14 protein-coding genes and 1 tRNA gene are annotated in these 19,958 nt (G+C 71.8%); 3 read left to right on the top strand and 12 right to left on the bottom strand.

Annotated features, from left to right (window positions below):
• Positions 1-117 precede the first annotated feature (117 nt).
• Positions 118-1,692, top strand: coding sequence for an Ig-like domain-containing protein (locus H7A73_RS12715; RefSeq protein WP_182066286.1), 1,575 nt, complete (start codon positions 118-120; stop codon positions 1,690-1,692).
• Positions 1,693-1,931: 239 nt separating this feature from the next.
• Positions 1,932-3,617 (top strand): class I adenylate-forming enzyme family protein, encoded by a 1,686-nt coding sequence (locus H7A73_RS12710; protein WP_182066285.1) that lies wholly within the window; start codon positions 1,932-1,934, stop codon positions 3,615-3,617.
• Between the two features lie 67 nt (positions 3,618-3,684).
• Here H7A73_RS12710 and H7A73_RS12705 read toward each other — a convergent pair whose 3' ends face one another.
• From H7A73_RS12705 to H7A73_RS12670, 8 genes are all read right to left on the bottom strand, one after another.
• A complete protein-coding gene (locus H7A73_RS12705; RefSeq protein WP_027464496.1) occupies positions 3,685-5,025 on the bottom strand; it encodes a threonine/serine exporter family protein in 1,341 nt (446 codons plus the stop codon).
• 33 nt (positions 5,026-5,058) lie between these two features.
• Positions 5,059-5,132: transfer RNA gene (locus H7A73_RS12700), tRNA-Leu, on the bottom strand.
• Positions 5,133-5,203: 71 nt separating this feature from the next.
• On the bottom strand, positions 5,204-6,679 hold the full coding sequence (locus H7A73_RS12695) for an NAD(P)/FAD-dependent oxidoreductase (protein ID WP_182066284.1): 1,476 nt from the start codon (positions 6,677-6,679) through the stop codon (positions 5,204-5,206).
• A gap of 40 nt (positions 6,680-6,719) precedes the next feature.
• The gene (locus H7A73_RS12690) at positions 6,720-7,268 is read right to left on the bottom strand and encodes a DUF501 domain-containing protein (protein WP_182066283.1); all 549 of its coding nucleotides are present in this window, start codon (positions 7,266-7,268) and stop codon (positions 6,720-6,722) included.
• A 76-nt stretch (positions 7,269-7,344) separates the two neighbouring features.
• The gene (locus tag H7A73_RS12685) at positions 7,345-7,878 is read right to left on the bottom strand and encodes an FtsB family cell division protein (protein WP_182066282.1); all 534 of its coding nucleotides are present in this window, start codon (positions 7,876-7,878) and stop codon (positions 7,345-7,347) included.
• 361 nt (positions 7,879-8,239) lie between these two features.
• Positions 8,240-9,523, bottom strand: a complete 1,284-nt coding sequence (gene eno, locus H7A73_RS12680; RefSeq protein WP_027464494.1) for a phosphopyruvate hydratase — start codon at positions 9,521-9,523, stop codon at positions 8,240-8,242.
• Between the two features lie 123 nt (positions 9,524-9,646).
• Entirely contained in the window at positions 9,647-10,891 is a 1,245-nt protein-coding gene (hisS, locus tag H7A73_RS12675) for a histidine--tRNA ligase (protein WP_182066281.1), read from the bottom strand.
• Between the two features lie 303 nt (positions 10,892-11,194).
• Positions 11,195-11,890 carry a MazG family protein gene (locus H7A73_RS12670; protein WP_182066280.1) on the bottom strand — a complete coding sequence of 232 codons (696 nt, stop codon included), beginning with the start codon at positions 11,888-11,890 and terminating at the stop codon, positions 11,195-11,197.
• A 90-nt stretch (positions 11,891-11,980) separates the two neighbouring features.
• On the opposite strand from H7A73_RS12670, the gene nhaA reads away from it, so the two are divergent.
• On the top strand, positions 11,981-13,159 hold the full coding sequence (nhaA, locus tag H7A73_RS12665; RefSeq protein ID WP_182066279.1) for a Na+/H+ antiporter NhaA: 1,179 nt from the start codon (positions 11,981-11,983) through the stop codon (positions 13,157-13,159).
• Between the two features lie 159 nt (positions 13,160-13,318).
• Here nhaA and mfd read toward each other — a convergent pair whose 3' ends face one another.
• The 4 genes from mfd to H7A73_RS12645 all read right to left on the bottom strand — a co-directional run bounded on the left by mfd (position 13,319) and on the right by H7A73_RS12645 (position 19,838).
• Positions 13,319-16,927: a transcription-repair coupling factor gene (gene mfd / locus H7A73_RS12660; protein ID WP_182066278.1), complete on the bottom strand. Its 3,609-nt coding sequence runs from the start codon at positions 16,925-16,927 to the stop codon at positions 13,319-13,321.
• Positions 16,928-17,013: 86 nt separating this feature from the next.
• Positions 17,014-18,438, bottom strand: a complete 1,425-nt coding sequence (locus tag H7A73_RS12655) for an SMP-30/gluconolactonase/LRE family protein (RefSeq protein ID WP_182066277.1) — start codon at positions 18,436-18,438, stop codon at positions 17,014-17,016.
• A 156-nt stretch (positions 18,439-18,594) separates the two neighbouring features.
• Positions 18,595-19,179, bottom strand: coding sequence for an aminoacyl-tRNA hydrolase (gene pth, locus H7A73_RS12650; RefSeq protein ID WP_182066276.1), 585 nt, complete (start codon positions 19,177-19,179; stop codon positions 18,595-18,597).
• A gap of 29 nt (positions 19,180-19,208) precedes the next feature.
• Positions 19,209-19,838, bottom strand: coding sequence for a 50S ribosomal protein L25/general stress protein Ctc (locus H7A73_RS12645; RefSeq protein WP_182066275.1), 630 nt, complete (start codon positions 19,836-19,838; stop codon positions 19,209-19,211).
• Positions 19,839-19,958: the final 120 nt, after the last annotated feature.

The raw sequence follows: 19,958 nt of genomic DNA, 5'->3' as shown, positions 1-19,958 counted from the left end.
TGTACTACTGTGCATCTCTAGAGAATCTATGATCCCAGCAGACACAGCTGCCACCGCGCAATACACCAGACTCGCCCCACTTGCCGCACGCGTCCGACTGCCGATCTCTCCGCTCCCGTGACGGTCACGGTCGACCGCACGGCGCCCGCTGCCCCGCGCATCGCGACACCGGACGACGGCCAACGGATCGGCACCCGTTCGACGACGGTGGCCGGGACCGGTGAGCCGGGCGCCCGCGTGACCGTGTACGTCGACCGTGCGCCGGTGTGCGGCGTGGTGGTCGCATCGGACGCCTCGTGGTCGTGCTCCACCGCGGGGTCGACGCTGCGCGCCGGCGTGCACCAGCTCACCGCGACGCAGCACGACGTCGCGGGCAACTACTCCCGGTCGTCGGCCGCCGTCCGTGTCACGGCGTGGTCGACCACCACGGCCCCGACCGCCACACCGACCCCGGGCGCCACCGACACCCCGGGGACGCCGGGCGCGTCGACGCCGGGGTCCGGCACGACGACGGGCACCTCCGGCGCGACCGGCCACGGTGGCACCGGCAACGGCAGCGGCAGCGGTAGCGGCAACGGCAACGGCACGAACGCCGCGGGTCACGGGGGCGACGGCGGCAACAGCGACGAAGCCAGCGGCGCAGCAGGCAACGGCAACGGCAGCGCCCCGGTCGGCGTCGGCAGCGCCGGAGGCCATCCCGACTGGTCCGGCCCCGCGGGCGACTGGACCGCGGCGACGACGTACGACCGCACCGTCCCGACCATCCAGGCCGCGTTCTCGTGGCGGACCGTCCTGGTCGCCACCGCCGTCGCCGCCGGGTTCCTCGTGCTGGTCGCCGCGCCGCTCGCCCTCGTGGCCGCGGTCACCCGGGGCCGCCTCCGCTCGCCGTTCGCCGGGCTGCTCGGACGCAACCGCTCGCGGTCGGACCGCTCCCGCGGCGACGACGTCCTGCCGACCTGGGCGTCGATCACCGTCGCGGTTTCCGTCGCGGCGCTGTGCACCCTGCTCGGGGTCGGCGTCGAGCTCGAGGCCCGCTACGCCCGTCTGGCGATCGCCGTCCTCGCCGGTACCGGCGTCCTGACCGCCGCCGTCGTGTTCGCCACGCGGTGGGCAGCCGGCAGCGACCACCGCACCGTCGGGTTCCGGGTGTCGCCGTGGCTCGTGCTCGCAGCCCTCGTGGCGTGCGGCGTCACCCGCGCGGCGGACCTGTCCCCCGCACTCATCGTCGGGGTCGTCCTCGTGCCGTCCGTCCGCCCCGGACTCGGCACCGGCCCGCTCCGCCTCGGCACCGGGATCGCGACGAGTGCCCGGGGTGCGACCTGGCGGGTGCTGGCCCTGCTCGGACTCGCCGCGGCCGGCTGGGTGCTGCACAGCCTGCTCGGGGGCGGTGGTTTCTGGGTGTCGCTCGGGTCGGAGTTCGCCATCACACTGTGCGTCGGCGGCCTCGGTGCCGTGGTCGCGACCCTGCTGCCCGTCACGGGGTCCGCCGGCAGCGCGCTGCTCGCAGCCTCGCGCGCTCGGTACGTCGCGCTCGCGGTGGTCGCCGTCGCGCTGACCACCGCGGTCTACTCGGGGACGACCGGCACGCACGCCGCACCGGCCCTGCTCGTCGGGATCGCCGCGGCCTGCGTGGCGGCCGCGATCGCGGCCCTGGTCTGGCTGCGCACCGACCGGCGCGCGGCCCGCGTCTGAGCCGAGCCGAGCCTCCCGAGCGGCGCTCCGCACCGGTCGTGGGACAGGAACCGCACATCGGACCCGGTTCGCGGACGGCGGGATAGTGTGACGAGCGGTGCACGTCGCACCGCACGGAGCACCTTCGCCGTCGCGCGCGGCCGACCACGCCGCACCGGACCAGCGGGGCAGCGGCGCCTCGTGACCGGTGCCCGCGCAGGACACTCAGCGTGCACCGCACGACCGCGGCAGGAGCGATGATGACCGACACCCGACCCGACACCGACACCCCCACGCGGTCCGACTACGACGCGACGCGCTTCCGCGAGGTGTTCGAGGGCAGCTTCACCTACGCGAACGGCTTCGTCCGCAACACCCACCGCTTCGCCGGCCGACTCGCTCTGCGCGAGCCGGAGTCGGACCGCTCGTGGACCTACGCCGAGCTCGGCGACGTCGTCGACCGGATCGCCGGGTGGCTCGTCCGGCACGGTGGCGGACGGGGTTCGGTCGTGATGGTCGAGCTGTTCAACACACCCGAGTTCGCGATGCTCTACCTGGCCTGCCACCGCATCGGCGCGGTGTTCTCGCCGACGAACTTCCGGCTCGCCCCCGACGAGGTCGCGTTCATCATCGAGGACTCCGCACCCGCCGTCCTGGTGCACGACACCGAGCGGACGACTGCCATCGCCGCTGCGCTGGGGTCGTCGCCGCACCGGCCGGACCAGGTCGTCCCGGTCGGCGGCGACCACGACCGGTTCGGCGAGCTGCTCGCGTCCGAGCCCCTCTCCCCCGAGGAACTCGCGGCGATCGGTCCGCGCAGCACCTACGACGAGTCCACCCGGCTCTACACCTCGGGCACCACCGGTCGTCCGAAGCCCGTCCCGCTGCCGAGCCTGGTCGAGGTGCTCAGCGCGCACGACGTGGTCATGCACTTCCCGCTCAGTCCGTTCGACAAGACGCTCAACATGTCGCCGCTGTTCCACCGCGGCGGCCTGTACTCGGGCGGCCCGAACCCGGTGTTCTACGTCGGCGCGGAACTCACGACCCTGCGCCACTTCGACGCCGACCGGGTGCTCGACCTGGTCGAGTCCGAACGCCTGACGTTCCTGATCGGCGCTCCGCCGAACCTGGTGCAGCTCGCCGACGCGCAGGAACGTCAGGCGCGGGACCTGTCGAGTCTGAACGGCATCGTCACGATGGGCGCACCGCTCGACCGCGCCGCGGCCCTGCGCTACCAGGAGCTGCTGTCGCCGCGGATCTTCAACGGCTACGGCACCACCGAGACCTTCTGGAACACGTTCCTCCGGCCAGAGGACTTCCCGGACGGCGCCGGTTCGACCGGTCGCGCATCGACGGACGACGACGTCGCCGTCGTCCGCGTGCACGAGGACCGTCTGGCAGACCCGACCGACACGGTGGCGAAGGACGGCGCCGAGATCGGCGAGTTCGCCGTGCGGACCGTGAAGTCCGGCTACTCGTACCGGAACCCCGGGCTCGAGGCCGAGAAGTTCGCGAACGGCTGGTTCTACCCCGGCGACCTCGCCACGTGGGACGAACACGAGCGGGTGACGATAGTGGGCCGCAAGGACGACATGGTCATCTCCGGCGGCGAGAACGTGCACCCCGTCCAGGTCGAGGCGGTGCTGCAGGAGCACCCCGGGGTCGCCGACTCCATCGTGGTGGGCGTGCCGGACCCGCGGTGGGGCGAGGTCGTCACGGCGTACGTCGTCCGTGCCGGCGATCGGCTGCCGGCCGACGACGCCGAGGCAGCCGCCGTGCTCGAGGAGTGGACCGGATCCCATCCGGGCCTCGCCCGGTACAAGCGCCCGCGGCGGTACCGCTTCGTCACGGACGTCCCCTACAACGCCACCGGCAAGAAGGTGCACTACCTGGCGAAGGACACGGCCGCGGCGGACCAGGCAGCCGGCCGGCTGATCGAGCCGTAGCGGGCCCGGTACCCGACCGGTGACGGACTGGAGGCCCGTGGCGGCGCCGCACCGGGCCTCCGGTCCGTCAGCTGGTCGCGTCCACCGCGCGCCGGGGCGCGTTGCGGGCGAAGAGCCCAGGTAGGAGCCCGCCGATCTTCGTCCCGATGCACAGGCTGACGAAGGTCGCGAGCGGGGTCGCGAGCGCCTCGGGATCGAAGGTGGCCACCGCCACGAGCCCGACCGTCCCCGGCACGAGCAGCAGGAACGCCGGGAAGAACGACACCGTCGCCGGGATCGCCGGCACGAGCCGCTCGAGCAACCGGGTCGCGACGAACAGCAGCGCCGCTGCGGCACCGGTCGCGACGACGCTGCCCCAGAGCGGCGTCGTCGTGCTCACCACGGCGTAGGCGGTGACCATGACCGCCACCGACACGAGCGTCAGGCGCCACCCGGACCGGAACACCAGACCGAGCCCGACCGCGAGCACCACGACGGCGACCCACGACACCCAGTACGCCGGCACGGACTCCCAGCCGGCCAGGTCCGTGCCGACCCCCGCGACCTCGCCGACGAGCGCGGCCGACGACGGGTCGACGTGCAACCCGGTCAGGGCGCTGCCGGACGCGATGCCGGCGGCCATGAAGCCGAGCATGATGAGGCCCTGCACCAGCCGCGACGACCCGGTGACGATGTCCGCGGCGGTGAGTTCGAGCAACGCGTTGGTGATGAGCGCGCCCGGGACGAACACCGCCACCGGGGCGCAGACCGCGAAGAGCGGGACCTGCTCGAACCCGGTGCCCGCGGCGACCAGGCCGACGATCGCCGTCGACACGAACGCGGCCAGGAACGGGATGATCGCCACGGCCTCGCGGAAGCGTCGGAGCACCAGTCCGATCACGCCGACCAGGCCACCGACGACCAGCGCCAGCACGATCGCCCACCACGGGCACCGGAAGACGACGGCCAGGCCGGCGGAGGTCAGGGCGTTGCCGAGGATCCACGGCAGGGCGGGTGGCGGGACGGTGCCGGCGCGGATGGCCCGGACGCGGGCCGGGATCTCGGCGAGGGCGATCGAGCCGCTCTCGAGCCCGAGCACGACGCGGTTGGCGCGGGCGGCCTGGCGGGAGGACAGTTCGACGCCCTCGGCGTTGACGATGGTGGCGGCGCCCGTCGAGACCTCGCTCACCATCACCAGGGCGGGCAGGACGCCGATCGCGAGCGTCGGTCCGACCCCGGCGGCGTCCCGCGCCTTCTCGAGCGCCGACCGGACGTCGGTGACGGAGCTGCCGGCGTCCAGGAGCAGGGCTCCGAGGGTGCCGAGGAGCATGCCGACCGGGACGCTCTCGCCGTCGACGACCTCGACGTGGGCCTCCGGTCGGCGGAGGGCGTTCTGCAGGTTGGCGAGTGCGCTTCCGAGTCCGACCACGATCGTCGATGCTACTGGGCGCGCGGTGTTCGGTACCCCCGGTGGGACTCGAACCCACAACTCGGCGATTTTAAGTCGCATGCCTCTACCGGTTGGGCCACGGGGGCGGGCCGCAACAGCCTACCGATGCACGAAGGCGGTCACCCTTCGCAGGTGACCGCCTTCGTGACGAGTGGTGCTACTTGGCGTCGGCCGGGGCCGTCACCGGCTCGGCGGCGTTGGAGACGTCCTTCGCGGGTTCGCCGTAGACGGGGCCGGCGGCACCGGCGACCTTGCCCTCTTCCGGAGCCTGGGCTGCGGCGGGCGCGGCCGGAGCCTCGGCAGCGGGCTTCGGACGGGACGCGAACGCCTCGAACGCGGCACGGGGGGTCTCGCGGTCGTCGAGCGACACGATGTCGCGGCCGAGGAAGAAGCCACCGACCCAGTCGCCGATGACGCGCCACTTGCGCTCCCACGACGGCATGGCCAGGCCGTGGTAGCCGCGGTGTGCACCCCAGGCCAGGAAGCCCTTCATGGCGAACTTGCCGGACTGGAACACACCCGTTCCCAGGCCGAGGCCGGCGACGGCGCCGAGGTTCTCGTGCTTGTAGTCGGTCGTCGCCTCGCCACGGATGGTCGCGACGACGTTCTTCGCGAGCTGCTTGGCCTGGCGCACGGCGTGCTGGGCGTTCGGCACGCAGAACCCGCCGACACCGCCACCGGTCAGGTCCGGCACGGCTGCGACGTCGCCGCAGGCCCATGCGTCGGCGATCACGCCGTTGTCGTCGACCACGCGCAGGTCGGGCTGCACGCGGATGCGGCCACGCTGCTCGAGCGGGAAGTCGGTGCCCTTGACCATCGGGTTCGCCATGACACCGGCGGTCCAGATGATGAGGTCGGACGGGATCGTCTCGATCGCTCCGTCGCTCGTCTTGAGCTCGCAGACGCCACCGACGGCCGAGGCCAGCTGGGTCTCGAGGTGCACGGTCGCGCCCCGCTCGGCGAGGTTCTTGAGCACCCAGTGCGAGGTCTCGAGCGAGACCTCGGGCATGATGCGGCCCATCGCCTCGACCAGGTGGAAGTGCGTGTCGTCGAAGGACAGCTGCGGGTGGCTCTTCAGCAGGTCGGTGACGAAGGAGCGGAGCTCGGCGAACACCTCGATGCCGGCGAAGCCACCACCGACGACGACGACGGTGAGCAGGCGGTCGCGCTCGGGACCGGCCGGCAGGTTCGCCGCCTTGTGGAAGTTGCTGAGGATGCGGTCGCGGATCGACGCGGCTTCCTCGATGGTCTTCAGGCCGATGGCCTCGTCCGCGACGCCCGGGATCGGGAACGTGCGGGACACCGCGCCGGCGGTCATGACGATCTGGTCGTAGGACTCCTCCCACGCCTCGCCCTCGGTCGGGGTGATCGTCGCCGTCTTGGTGGCGTGGTCGACTCCGGTGACCTTCGCCGTGACGACGCGGGTCTTCTTGAGGTGACGACGGTGCGCGACGACCGCGTGACGCGGCTCGATGGAACCGGCGGCGACCTCGGGCAGGAACGGCTGGTACGTCATGTACGGCAGCGGGTCCACCATGACGACCTCGGCTTCGCCCTGGCGAAGGTGCTTCTCGAGCTTCCATGCGGTGTAGAAACCGGCGTAACCGCCGCCGACGACGAGGATCTTGGGCACGGGGGATGATCTCCTTGGATGGGGGTGTGCGGGAGTCGAGTCAGACTTCGCCGCCACCCGCCCCGACTCCAGCGTCTGCACCGTCATCATACGCCCGGCATGTACACCGGGAGGGCGACCAGTCCGCGCGCTCGAGCGCGAGGTCACCGATGGGGTTGACGCCGGGTCCGGCGGCGAGGGCGTGGCCGACGAGGGCGTGCAGGCACTTCACGCGGGTGGGCATGCCACCGGCGCTGATGCCGTCGATCTCGTCGACGTGTTCGATCGACTCGCGATCGGCCAGGTAGGACTCGTGGGCCGCGCGGTACTGCGCGGCGACTTCGGGGTCCTCGAGCAGGGCTGCCAGCTCGGGCATGACCTGGTTGGCCTCGAGGGTGCTGACCGCAGCGGTGGCCGCGGGGTGGCACAGGTAGTAGAACGTCGGGAACGGGGTGCCGTTCGACAGCCGGGGCTTCGTGGAGACGACGGTGGGGTTGCCACAGACGCAGCGTGCCGCGATCCCGATGACGTCGCGTGCCGGTCGGCCGAGCTGCGCCGACACGACCTGGACGTCGTGGTCGGAGGGCGGGTCGAAGGGAGGGGTCGTCACGGGAACGTGAGCCTACCGGAGAAGCGGAACCCCTCGCACCGTCGGGCCGGACGGCTCCGCGCCCCGCGGTCCGGGACTACTTGCTCTCGCCCGTCCCGGAGACGTCGGGGGCGACGAGGTCGGCTGCCCGCTCGTCGGTGAGCCCGGACTGCAGCACCGACGAGAGCATCGCCTGCACCCAGTCGACCTTGGGCGTCTGCACCTTCGCGCTCACGGGGGTGCCCGAGTCGGTGGTGGGGGTCGTGTCGGCGGCCTCGTCCTCGGCGCCCATCACGAGGTAGCTCTCCTCGCCCGGGTACACGTAGAGCAGCCGATCGCGGGCCTGTGCCTCGATGTACGCCGGGTCGTCCCAGCGCGCGACGTCCTGCTTCTTCTGCGCGACGTCGGCCTTCTGGCTCGCGACCTCCTGCTGCTGCTGGGCGATCTGCTCCTGCTGCTGGATGAGCGTCCGGAGCGACGGCGCGAGCACCACCACGAAGAGCACGATGATCGCGAGCATGAGCAGGCTGAACCCGGAGAAGTGGATCGAGCGGTACCAGGGCTGCGCGGGCGTGCTGCCGTCGGGCAACGCCACGGGGACGCGGCGGACGCGGGGCTTCTGGCTGGGCACGGTCCGACGATAACCCGGCACGGTCGGTCGGGGCCGCCCGGCACGCGGCCGTTCGGCGCCCTCCCAGCGTCCCGCCTCGTCACGCCGAGGCAGCCGGGAGGCACGGCTCCGGCCCGTCCCTCCCGTCCCGCACCTGGAGTGGTCACCACACACCGCCCGGTGCACGTCCGGTGGTCACGTCCCGTCGGCCAGACCCGGTCCAGCCGACGACTGGTGACCACTCGACGCAGCACGCGCGGCACGTCCTGACCGCTCGGCACGTCCTGACCGCTCGGCACTCCGGGGCCACAAGCACGACGAGACGCCGTCCTCCCGGAGGAGGACGGCGTCTCGGTGGTGCGGGTGCTGCTGGCCGGGCTGGTTACAGCGACGCGGCGCGCGGGAAGGCCGAGCGACCGGCGTACACCGCGGCGTCGCCGAGCTCTTCCTCGATGCGGAGCAGCTGGTTGTACTTCGCGACACGGTCCGAGCGGGCCGGGGCACCGGTCTTGATCTGGCCACCGTCGACCGCGACCGCGATGTCCGCGATCGTGGTGTCCTCGGTCTCGCCGGAGCGGTGCGACAGGATCGAGGTCAGGCCGTGACGGTGCGCGAGCGAGACCGCGTCGAGGGTCTCGGTGAGCGTGCCGATCTGGTTGACCTTGACGAGGATCGAGTTCGCGGCCTTCTCGTCGATGCCCCGCTGCAGACGCTTCGGGTTGGTGACGAACAGGTCGTCGCCGACGATCTGGACCTTGTCGCCGAGCTCGGCGGTCAGGTGCGACCAGCCCTCCCAGTCGTCCTCGGCCAGCGGGTCCTCGATGGTGACGAGGGGGTAGTTCGCGACGAGCTCGGCGAAGTAGGAGGTGAACTCCTGGCTCGAGAGCTGCTTGCCCTCGAACTGGTACTTGCCGTCCGAGAAGAACTCGGTGGACGCGACGTCGAGGCCGACGGCGATGTCCTTGCCGGGCGTGTAGCCGGCCTTCTCGATCGCGGTGAGCAGGAAGTCGAGCGCCGCGCGGTTCGACGCGAGCTCCGGCGCGAAGCCGCCCTCGTCGCCGAGGCCGGTGGCCAGGCCCTGCTTCTTCAGCTCACCCTTGAGGGCGTGGTACGTCTCGACGCCCCAGCGGAGTGCCTCGGAGAAGGACTCGGCGCCGTAGGGCACCAGGAAGAACTCCTGGATGTCGACGTTGGTGTCCGCGTGGGCACCACCGTTGACGACGTTCATCAGCGGGACGGGCAGCGTGTGCGCGTTCGGGCCGCCGAGGTAGCGGAAGAGCGGCAGGTCGACCGAGTCGGCCGCGGCACGGGCGACGGCGAGCGAGGCACCGAGGATCGCGTTCGCGCCGAGGCGGGACTTGTTCTCGGTGCCGTCGAGCTCGATGAGCGCGGCGTCGACGAGGCGCTGGTCGGTGGCGTCGAAGCCCTCGAGCGCCGGGCCGATCTCGTCGAGGACGGCGTCGACGGCCTTGAGCACGCCCTTGCCGCCGTAGCGCGAGGCGTCGCCGTCGCGCAGCTCGTACGCCTCGAACGCGCCGGTGGATGCACCGGACGGGACGAGCGCGCGGGACACGACGCCGTCGTCGAGGAGGACCTCGACCTCGACCGTCGGGTTGCCTCGGGAATCGAGGACTTCGCGTGCGCCTACGGCATCGATCAGGGCCACGGGGTACTCCCTACACATTGGTTGTGGTGATTGCGGTGTCGATCCTAGCGAGCGGAGGTGAACACGACGTCGGCCGTGACGCCCCGCCGTGGACGAGTCCGCGTTGGAACGAGGACCGGGTGCTCAGTCGAGCGGGCGGAACTCGACGCCCTCGAGCGACGCGGTGTCCGCCGAGACGGTCGCGAACGCCGTGAAGCCCTGGGCGGCGAGGCCGGCGAGCAGGTTCTTCGTGTTCTTCGTGCGGCGCTCGAGCCGGACGCGTCGGTGGGACGCCATCGCCTCGGTCTTCAGCGCGGCGAGCCGGACCGGGTCGACGTCCTTGTCGTACACGAGCACGACGGCGTCGGCCTCGGCGGACTCCGGGAGGGTCACGAGGTCGACGAGCCGCTCGAACCCGAGCGAGAACCCGACCGCGGGGACGTCCTGCCCGAGGAACCGGCCGATCATCCCGTCGTACCGGCCGCCGCCACCGAGGCTGTAGCCGAAGTCGGGGTGCGCGACCTCGAAGATCGTGCCCGTGTAGTAGCCCATGCCGCGCACGAGCGTCGGGTCGAAGCGCAGGTCGACCCCGGGGAGCGCCTCGCGCAGGCGGAGCAGGTCGGCGAAGGCCTCGGTGTCGAGCCAGGGCGCCCCCTCGACCGACGTCCAGTCGGCGGCCTCGAGTGCGCGGATGGTGTCCTCGAGCCCGGGCAGGTCGGCGCCCACGGTGCTGCGGAGTTCCGCCGCGACGCCGTCGGCGCCGATCTTGTCGAGCTTGTCGATCGTGATGAGTGCGCGGTCGGCGGCGGCCGTCCCGGTGATCCCCCACGACGCGAGGAGCGCCAGCAGGATCCGGCGGTCGTTGATCCGGATCGTCGTCCCGCTGACCCCGAGGGCGTCGAGGGCCGCGGTCGTCGCGCGGATGAGCTCGATCTCGGCGAGCTGCCCCGGCTCACCCAGGATGTCGATGTCGCACTGCACGAACTGGCGGTAGCGGCCCTTCTGCGGGCGCTCGGCACGCCAGACCGGGGCGATCTGCACGGATCGGAACACCGACGGCAGCTCCGCGCGGTGGGAGGCGTAGAACCGGGCCAGCGGGACCGTCAGGTCGAACCGGAGACCGAGGTCGGCGAGGTCCAGCGGTGCTTCGGCCGCCCGCAGGTCGTCGGTGGTGAGCCCGCGCTTCATCACCGCGAAGGCCAGCTTCTCGTTGTCACCGCCGAGTCCGGAGTGCAGCCGCGCAGCGTCCTCGACCACCGGGGTCTCGATCTCGTCGAAACCGTGTCGCGAGTAGACGTCCCGCACGACACCGAGCACGTGCTCGCGCCGGGCCTTGTCCGCCGGGAGGAAGTCACGCATGCCACGGGGTGCCGTCACGGTCGTTGCCATGCGGTCAATCCTGGCAGATGGGCGTCCCGGCCTTGCGCATCCTCCGACCCACTGACATACTGCATGCAGAACCTCGGTCCGGATCGAGCCTGATCCGCGCTCCGGACCGATTCGCGGGGCGACGTGCTGCAGTGCGTCCCGCGGTTCGAGCGGGCTTCCCTGTCGGCCCCTCTCCCTGGTGGAGCCGACGCCCGCTCCCGGGCGCCCTCTCTTTTTCGGGTTGGGAGGGCGCCCGTTCCCCTGCCCGGATCCTCCGAGCCCCGAGGCGACGTCGCGCACCGGGACGACGTCGCGCGCCGGGGATCACTCCACAGCGCGACCGGCCTCCTCCAGCGCTGACACGGCGGCCCGCAGACTCGCGACCGGGTCCACCCCGCGTCCTGCCGCCGCCGCGACCTCCCCGAGCACCGCTCGCCCCCACTCGGCGTCGACCGTCCCCACCCCGTCGTCCGCAGCCGGCGCGGCGGACGCACCACGGGCCTCCAGGCCAGCGCCGGAACCGACGCCGACGACGGACGCGACGACCGCGTCGGCGTCCCCACGTTCCTCCAGGCGTTCCAGCAGCTTCACCGCACGCTCCAGGGGCGGCATCGCCCGTGGCACCCCGTCGAACGCACTCCGCCGACTCGCCTTCTCGGCGGCCTTGGCCGCACGCCAGACCCAGACGACGTCCTCGACGGTGTCCGCGGTCGCGTCCCCGAACACGTGCGGGTGCCGCCGGGTCATCTTGTCCCGGACCCCGGCGGCGACGTCCTCGAGGGTGAAGTCCCCCGCCCGGGCGGCGATCCCCGCGTGCAGGACCACCTGGTAGAGCAGGTCGCCGAGTTCCTCGCGGACGTCGTCCGGGTCGCCGTCGTCGACGGCGTCGACGAGTTCGTACGACTCCTCGACGGCGTAGCGGGCGAGCGAGGCGTGGGTCTGCGCCCGGTTCCAGACGCACCCGCCGTCCTCGGCGAGCAGGCGGTCGACGACGGTCACGAGGTCGGGTACGGCGGTCATCTGGTCATCGTGCCACCCGCGTAGACTGGCCGTGGTGTGTCGGGAAGTCTGGTCGACGGACAATCACCCGACCCCTCGAGACGGAGATCCATGTCGTCCCTCGTCCGCTCCCCCCGCTTCAGCGCCATCGCGCTCCTCACCGCCGCCGTGCTCGGCCTGGTGGTGGCGAACTCCCCGATCGGCCCCGGCCTCGAACGGCTGCTCGACGCGCACCTGCCGCTCGGTGCCCTGGGCCTCGACCTGTCGATCGCGCACTGGATCAGCGACGGGCTGCTCGCGGTCTTCTTCCTGCTCGTCGCCATCGAGCTCAAGCAGGAACTCGTCGACGGCGAGCTGTCGAACCCCAAGACCGCGATCATCCCCGCCATCGCGGCGGTCGGCGGGGTGCTCGTCCCGGCCGGTGTCTTCCTGCTCGTCACCGCGGGCACGCCGTACACGCACGGGTGGCCGATCCCGACGGCGACGGACATCGCGTTCGCGCTCGGGGTGCTCGCCATGTTCGGTCGCGGGCTGCCGAGCGGCATCCGGGTGTTCCTGCTCGCGCTGGCTGTGCTGGACGACCTCATCGCGATCATCATCATCGCCGTGGTGTTCGCGCACGACACCGACTTCCTGGCCCTCGTGGGTGCCGTGGTCGCGCTCGCGGCGTTCTGGCTGCTCGGCCGCATGCTCCGCCCGGGGCGCAGCGGCCAGACGCTGATCATCGTGGCGATGGTCCTGGTGGGGCTCGTGACGTGGTGGCTCGTGTACCACTCCGGTGTGCACGCCACGATCGCCGGCGTCGCCCTCGGTCTCGTGCTCCCCCGCCGCCCTGGCCACACCCTGCACGAGAACGTCGAACCGTGGTCGAATGCCGTCGTGCTGCCGGTGTTCGCGTTCGCATCGGCCGCCGTCGTCATCCCCGCGGTCGGCATCAGCGAGCTCTCCCCCACGTTCTGGGCGGTCGTCGTCGCCCTGCCGGTCGGCAAGGTCATCGGCATCACGCTGTTCGGCACGGTCGCCACGCGGATCTTCCGCTCGCCCGGCCGCTCGTCGCTGTCGTTCTTCTCGATCATCACCGTCGGCGTGCTCGGCGGCATCGGGTTCACGGTGTCGCTGCTCATGAACGAACTGGCGTTCGCCCGCAACGAGGAGATCCTCGACGAGGGCGTCCTCGCCGTGCTCGTCGGATCGGGCATCGCGATCGTCGCGTCGGCGGTCGTCGTCACCCTCCGGGCGCGCGCCTACCGCGCACGCCGCGAGCTGTCCGAGGCCGAGGACACCGAGTAGCGACTCGCGGGCCGGGGTTCGCACCCGTTCTGCGACGATCCACGCGTCGTTCGACGCGTGGATCGTCGCAAACGGCGTGCACGCCGTGGACGCGGCGACGGACGGACTGGAGGCACGGTGCCAGCTGGCACCGTGCCTCCGGTCCGTCTCCGCTCGCGTCTACGCGGCCGGCGCCTCGGCCGGGGTCGTCGCCCCGTACACGGCGGTGAGGATGCTCTCCACCCACCGGATGAGGGCGTCGTCCGGCAGCGCCTGGTCGTGCGGACGCGGCATCGGGATGCTCGTCGCGTTCTGCTGCGGGAACCAGCGCGCCCCCGGGAACATGCGCTTCAGCCGCACCTGCGACGAGTCGGCGAGTTCCTTGCCGGCGACCCGCAGGTTCGAGCCCATCACCACGACGTCGGACAGGCCGACCTGCTGCGCCATGCGACGGAGGCGGGAGACCTCGACCAGGGTCTGCACGGCCTGCGGCGGCTGTCCGTAGCGGTCGGTGAGCTCATCGAGCACCATGTCGATCGCGTTCGGTTGCGCCGTCGGGGCCGAGGCGGCCGAGAGCTTCTGGTACGCCTCGAGCCGGAGCCGCTCGGACTCGACGTAGTCCTCGGGGATGTGCGCGTCGACGGGGATCTCGAGCCGGAGCTCGGTCTGCCCCTCGGCGACGTCGCCACGGAACTGCGACACCGCTTCGCCGATCATCCGCAGGTACAGGTCGAAGCCGACGCCGGCGATGTGGCCGGACTGCTCCCCGCCGAGCAGGTTTCCGGCCCCGCGGATCTCGAGGTCCTTCATGGCGACCTGCATGCCCGCGCCGAGCTCGTTGTTCGCGGCGATGGTCTCGAGGCGGTCCTGCGCGGTCTCGGACAGCGGCTTCTCGGAGTCGTAGAGGAAGTACGCGTACCCGCGCTCCCGCCCGCGGCCGACCCGACCGCGCAGCTGGTGCAGCTGGGACAGACCGTACTTGTCCGCCTTGTCGATGATGAGCGTGTTCGCGTTGGCGATGTCGAGGCCCGTCTCGATGATCGTCGTCGAGACGAGGACGTCGAAGCGGCGCTCCCAGAAGTCGACCATGACCTGCTCGAGGGTGCTCTCCGACATCTGCCCGTGCGCCACGGCGATGCGGGCGTCCGGCACGATCTCGGCCAGGTGCGCGGCGACCGACTGGATGTCCTTCACGCGGTTGTGCACGTAGAACACCTGCCCCTCGCGCAGCAGCTCGCGGCGGATCGCCGCCGCCACCTGCAGGTCCGACTGCGGCCCGACGAAGGTCAGGATGGGGTGGCGGTCCTCGGGCGGGGTGGCGAGGGTCGACATCTCGCGGATGCCCGTGACCGCCATCTCGAGCGAGCGCGGGATCGGGGTCGCCGACATCGCCAGGACGTCGACGTTCGTCTTGAACTTCTTGAGCTGGTCCTTGTGCTCGACGCCGAACCGCTGTTCCTCGTCGATGATGACGAGCCCGACGTCCTTGAACGTGATGCCCTGCGAGAGGATCCGGTGGGTCGCGATGACGATGTCGACCGTGCCGTCGGCGAGCCCGGCGATGGTCTCCTTCGACTCCTTCTCGGTCTGGAACCGGCTGAGGGCGCGCAGGTGCACGGGGAACCCGGCGAAGCGCTCCTGGAACGTCTCCATGTGCTGGCGGACGAGCAGGGTCGTCGGGACGAGCATGACGACCTGCTTGCCGTCCTGCACGGCCTTGAACGCGGCACGGATCGCGACCTCGGTCTTGCCGTAGCCGACGTCGCCGGAGAGCAGGCGGTCCATCGGGATCGGGCGTTCCATGTCACGTTTGATCTCGTCGATCGTGGTGAGCTGGTCGGCGGTCTCGGCGAACGGGAACGCCTCTTCCAGCTCGCGCTGCCACGGGGTGTCCGGACCGAACGCGTGCCCCTTCGACGCCATGCGCGCCGAGTACAGCTTGACCAGGTCGACGGCGATGTCGCGGACGGCCTTGCGCGCCTTCGACTTGGCGGCGGACCAGTCCGAGCCGCCCATCTTCGACAGGGTCGGGGACTCGCCGCCGACGTACCGTGACAGCTGGTCGAGCTGGTCGGTCGGCACGAAGAGCTTGTCGCCCGGGTAGTTGCGCTTCGACGGCGCGTACTCGAGCACGAGGTACTCGCGCTGCGTCTTCACGGCGTTGCGGCCGCCGCTGGAGACCTCGCGGCTGACGAGCTCGACGAACTTGCCGATGCCGTGGGTCGCGTGCACGACGACGTCCCCCGGCTTGAGCTGCAGCGGGTCGACGACGTTCTTGCGCCGGCTCGCAAGCTTCTTGACGGTGCGGGCACCCTGCTGGACGCTGCGGCCGTAGAACTCGGCCTCGCTCAGCACCACGATGCGGGGGTCAGGGATCGCGAAGCCGTGCTCGACATTCGCCGTCGTCACGACGGCGACGCCGGGCTCGGGCGGCGCGGTCACGGCGTCGGCACGTGCGGCGACCCCGGCGTCGGCGAGGACCTGCACCGCACGCTCGACGAGGCCCTGGCCCTGCGCGGTCACGACGACCGCCCACCCGTCGTCCGTCAGCGACTTGACGTGCGCGATCGCCCCGTCGGCACTGCCGGTGAAGCTCGGGACGGCCTCGGCCCGGACGCGGATGTACTCGCCGGCCTCGGCGGCGGCCTCGGCGTCGGTGAGGACGCGCTCCGTGTCCCCTTCGTCGAGGCCGGAGTCGAACGGCGACACCGTCCACCAGGTGCGCTGGCCGCGGGTGTTCTTGAGCTGCTGCACGGTCAGGAAGTTGCCCGCGTCGAGGTCGATCGGGGCCTGGGCACCGGCGACCGCGGCGCTCCAGGCCGCCTGCAGGAACTCGGTGTTCGTCTCGGCCAGGCTGTTCGCGCGGCCGTTCACCCGCTCGGGCGAGAACACCGCGATGGTGGCGTCGTCCGGCAGGTAGGAGGTCATCGGCACGAGGTCCTGCACGAGCGCCGGTGCGAGGGACTCCATGCCCTCGACCGGGATGCCCTCGGCGATCTTCGCGAGCATCTGGGACAGGTTCGGGAACTCGTGCAGCATCTCGCGCGCCCGCTGCCGGACGTCGTCGCTGAGCAGGAGTTCGCGCGAGGCCGTCAGCTCGACCGAGCCGAGGTCGTCCTCCGTGGTGCGCTGGTCGGCGACGGAGAACGCCTTGATCGCCTCGATCTCGTCGCCGAAGAAGTCGACGCGTGCCGGGTGGTCGGCCGTCGGCGGGAAGACGTCGAGGATGCCACCGCGCACCGCGAACTCACCACGGCGGGTGACGAGGTCGACGCGCGAGTAGGCGAGGTCCACCAGCTGGGACGCGATCGCCGCCAGGTCGTTGCCCCGCGAGTCGGTCCGCAGCACCACCGGCGCCAGGGACGTCAGGTTGCTCGCGATCGGCTGCAGCGCGGCGCGGACGCTCGCGACGACGATGGTCTGGCGACGCTCGGCCGGGTCCGCCGCCTGCCACGCCGCGAGCTTCCGGAGCGTCGCGATGCGCGTGCCGACGGTCTGGGCACTCGGGCTGAGGCGTTCGTGCGGCAGGGTCTCCCAAGCCGGGAACTCGAGCACGTCGGCGTCGGGGACGTAGCTGCCGAACGCTTCTCGGACCGCCTCGGCTTCACGCCCGGTCGCCGTGATCACGAGGACGCACTGCGGACCGTTGCGTTCGGCGAGCAGCGCGCCGAGCAGCGGCACCCGCAGGCCGTCCACGACGGAGAAGTCGGCGTCGCGCGGTGCGGCGCGCAGCACGCGATCGAAGGCGGAGGCGCGCGAGAGCGCAGGGATGATGCCCGAGATCGTCACTCCGCCCATGGTACCGGCGAGGTCCGACACCCGGACCGGTGTGCGCAGCGGGCGAACAGGGGCCGGTGTGCGGGGTGGTGGTGCGGTCAGCCGCGGTTCCGGCGGGTGCGAGAGCTGCGGACCACGAGCCCGAGCCCGAGCAGGACCGCGGCGGCGAGGAGCGGACCGGCGACGGAGGCACCGGTGACGGCGAGGGCCGACCGTGTCGGAGGAACGGCAGGGGCAGCGGTCCCGGCGGCCGTGGTCGGAGTGGCAGCACCGCCGGCTGTGGTGGGACCCGCGGCTGCCGCGCCCCCGGTGACCACCGGCGCCGTGGGGGCCGTCGCCCCGGGCGTCGGAGCGACCGGCGTGGAGACCTCGGGGGTCGGTGGCACGGGCCCGGTCGTGGGGGCGGGCACGGTCGGTACCGGAACAGGGGCGGTCGTCGGCCGTTCCGTCGGGGTGACCGTGGCCGTCGGGACCGGAACCGGCGTCGGCGCACCGGTCGGTTCGGGTGCAGGGGTCGTCGGCACCGGTTCCGGGGCCTGCGTCGTCGGCGGCCCCACGACCGTCGTGCTCGCGGTCGGCTCGGCCGCGAGGGAGCGCGTGGCCGTGACGACACGACGTCGGTTGTAGTCCGCGACCGCCATCCGGGGTCCGTCGACGGACACCGCCGTCGGGTTCGCGAGCGGGGACCCGTCAGGCGCTGCGTCGAGTGCCACCGTCCAGGCCTCGCCGTCGTACGACCACACCCTCCCGCCACTGTTGTCGACGGCGAACACCGAGTCGTCGTCGTCGTCCACCGCGACCCCGAGCAGACGGGCGCGCTCGGTGGCCGGGAACCCGAGGGCCTCGACGCTGCCGTCCGAAAGTTGCATCCGCCAGACCTCGTCGCGCTGGGCATCGGTGACGACGAGCGCGCTGCCGTCCGCACTGAGGGCGACCCCGCCCGGGTCCGTCCAGGGGCCGGTGACCGTCGTCCAGTCGCCCGATCCCAGGTCCGCGGTCCACAGTTCGCCGCTCCCGGGGACGGCAGCCCACACCGTCGTGCCGTCCACGGCGAGCTCGGAGACCGACCGGCGGACGGGTGGTGCGGGGATGCGTCGGACCGAGCCACCGTCGAGCACCGCGACGGTGCGTCGACCGGCCTCCGCCACGACGAAGCGCCCGTCCGCCAGGGCCACGACGGCCGATGGGTTCCACATCGCCGCGTCGTGCGTGCCGAACCCGGCGACGGTCTCCCAGGTGCCGTCGACGTCACGACGCAGGACCCCGTTCGCCGCGAAGTCGGCCACGACGAGGCGTCCGAGTGCGTCGTGGTCGACGTCGTTCGGTGCCGAGAAGGACGCCGCCACCGGCGGTGCTGTGGTCTCCGCGGTCTGGGGAGCCCACTCGTCCGGCACGGCGCCGACCGCGGGGACGGTGAACCCGTTGAGCACACCGACGGTGACCAACCCGGCGACGAGTACGGCGACGCCGCCCGGCAGCACGGCGGCCCGGAGACCGCCGGAGATCGTCGTGCCCTGCGTCATCCGTGCCCCCGGCCCTCGTCGTGGGACCCGTCGCCCCGACGAGAACCTACCCGCGGCGGGGTACGCCGTCGGTCCCCCAGTTCGGGGACTGCGCGGGAACAGGACAGCGACGGGACCGAGCCCGCGCGAGCGCGTGCGCCGGGCTGACGGACCGGATCAGGACGGGGCGTGCACGCGCTGCTGTGCGGCGAGCAGCCCGACCTCGGCGATCGCCTGTACCGCGTCGGCGGCGTCGGCCAACAGGATCGGGAGGGTCTTCTTCTCGGCTGCGGAGAAGTCACGCAGCACGTAGTCGGCCGGGTCCTGCCGACCGGGCGGACGTCCGATGCCGACCCGGACGCGCGTGAACTCGTTCGTGCCGGTGGCCTTGATGATGTCGCGCAGACCGTTGTGGCCGCCGTGCCCGCCGTTGCCCTTCAGGCGGACGGTGTCGAACGGCAGGTCGAGTTCGTCGTGCACGACGACGAGGTCGGCCGGGGTGGCGCTGTAGAAACCGAGCACCGAGGAGACCGGTCCGCCCGAGGTGTTCATGAACGACCCGGGCTTCGCCAGCACGAGTCGCGTGCCGCCGGGCACCAGGCGCCCTTCGGCGACCTGGTTCGGCGTCTTGTGCTTCTTGAACGTCGCACCCATGCGCGAGGCGAGTTCGTCGAGGACCATCTGGCCGACGTTGTGGCGGTTGCCGGCGTAGTCGGGCCCGGGGTTCCCGAGCCCGACCACGACGAGGATTCGATCCGTCACAGCGTCGACCAGATGTCTTCGGAGGGGTGTTACTCGGAGACCGGCTCGGAGCCGCCCTCGGCACCCGCTTCGGCGCCGGCCTCGGCCGATGCCTCGTCCGCGGCGTCGTCGTCCGCGGTGCCACGCGGGGTGACGATCTGCACGACGAGCGCCTCGCCGTCGGTCTCGAGCTCGGCGCCCTCGGGGAGGGTCAGCTCGGCGGCCGTGATCTGCTTGCCGTCCTCGAGGCCCTCGACATCGACCGTGACGTGCTCCGGGATGTCGGTCGCGAGCACGAGCAGCGAGACCGTGTTGAGGTCCTGCACGTGGATGGTGCCGGAGAAGGACTCGCCCTCGACGACGACGGGCACGTCGACCGTGACCTTCTCGCCGCGGCGGAGGACCACGAGGTCGATGTGCTCGATGATCTGGCGCACCGGGTCACGCTGGACGTCCTTGACGAGGGCGAGCTGCGCAGCGCCCTCGATGTCGAGGTCCACGACCGCGTTGGCGGTACGGACGAGCAGCATGGTCTCGTGACCGGGCAGCGAGATGTGCTTCGGCTCGGTGCCGTGGCCGTAGACGACCGCGGGGATCTTGTCGGCCGCGCGGAGCTTGCGAGCAGCGCCCTTGCCGAACTTGGTGCGGACTTCCGCTGCGAGCTTGGTGTAGTCGGCCATGGTGCCTCCTGGTGTCGGGGACGACGCCGGGGTGCCGGCATCGTGGGGGTCTGTGGTGTTGCAACTCGAACGCGTGCACGCGTGAGGAACGATCCCAGGGTCTTGCCGGGTATCCCACCG

It is taken from the genome of Curtobacterium sp. ME12 (assembly GCF_903970855.1).
In the GTDB taxonomy this organism is placed as follows: domain Bacteria; phylum Actinomycetota; class Actinomycetes; order Actinomycetales; family Microbacteriaceae; genus Curtobacterium; species Curtobacterium poinsettiae_A.
Note: the sequence above shows the minus strand (reverse complement) of the source record. Positions and strands in the feature narration are given on the sequence as shown.

Coding starts and splice junctions, on each gene's coding strand:
- H7A73_RS12710 (WP_182066285.1), top strand. CDS start 1,932: ATGACCGACACCCGACCCGACACCGACACCCCCACGCGGTCCGACTAC.
- hisS (WP_182066281.1), bottom strand. CDS start 10,891: ATGGCAACGACCGTGACGGCACCCCGTGGCATGCGTGACTTCCTCCCG.
- H7A73_RS12670 (WP_182066280.1), bottom strand. CDS start 11,890: ATGACCGCCGTACCCGACCTCGTGACCGTCGTCGACCGCCTGCTCGCC.
- nhaA (WP_182066279.1), top strand. CDS start 11,981: ATGTCGTCCCTCGTCCGCTCCCCCCGCTTCAGCGCCATCGCGCTCCTC.
- H7A73_RS12655 (WP_182066277.1), bottom strand. CDS start 18,438: ATGACGCAGGGCACGACGATCTCCGGCGGTCTCCGGGCCGCCGTGCTG.
- H7A73_RS12645 (WP_182066275.1), bottom strand. CDS start 19,838: ATGGCCGACTACACCAAGCTCGCAGCGGAAGTCCGCACCAAGTTCGGC.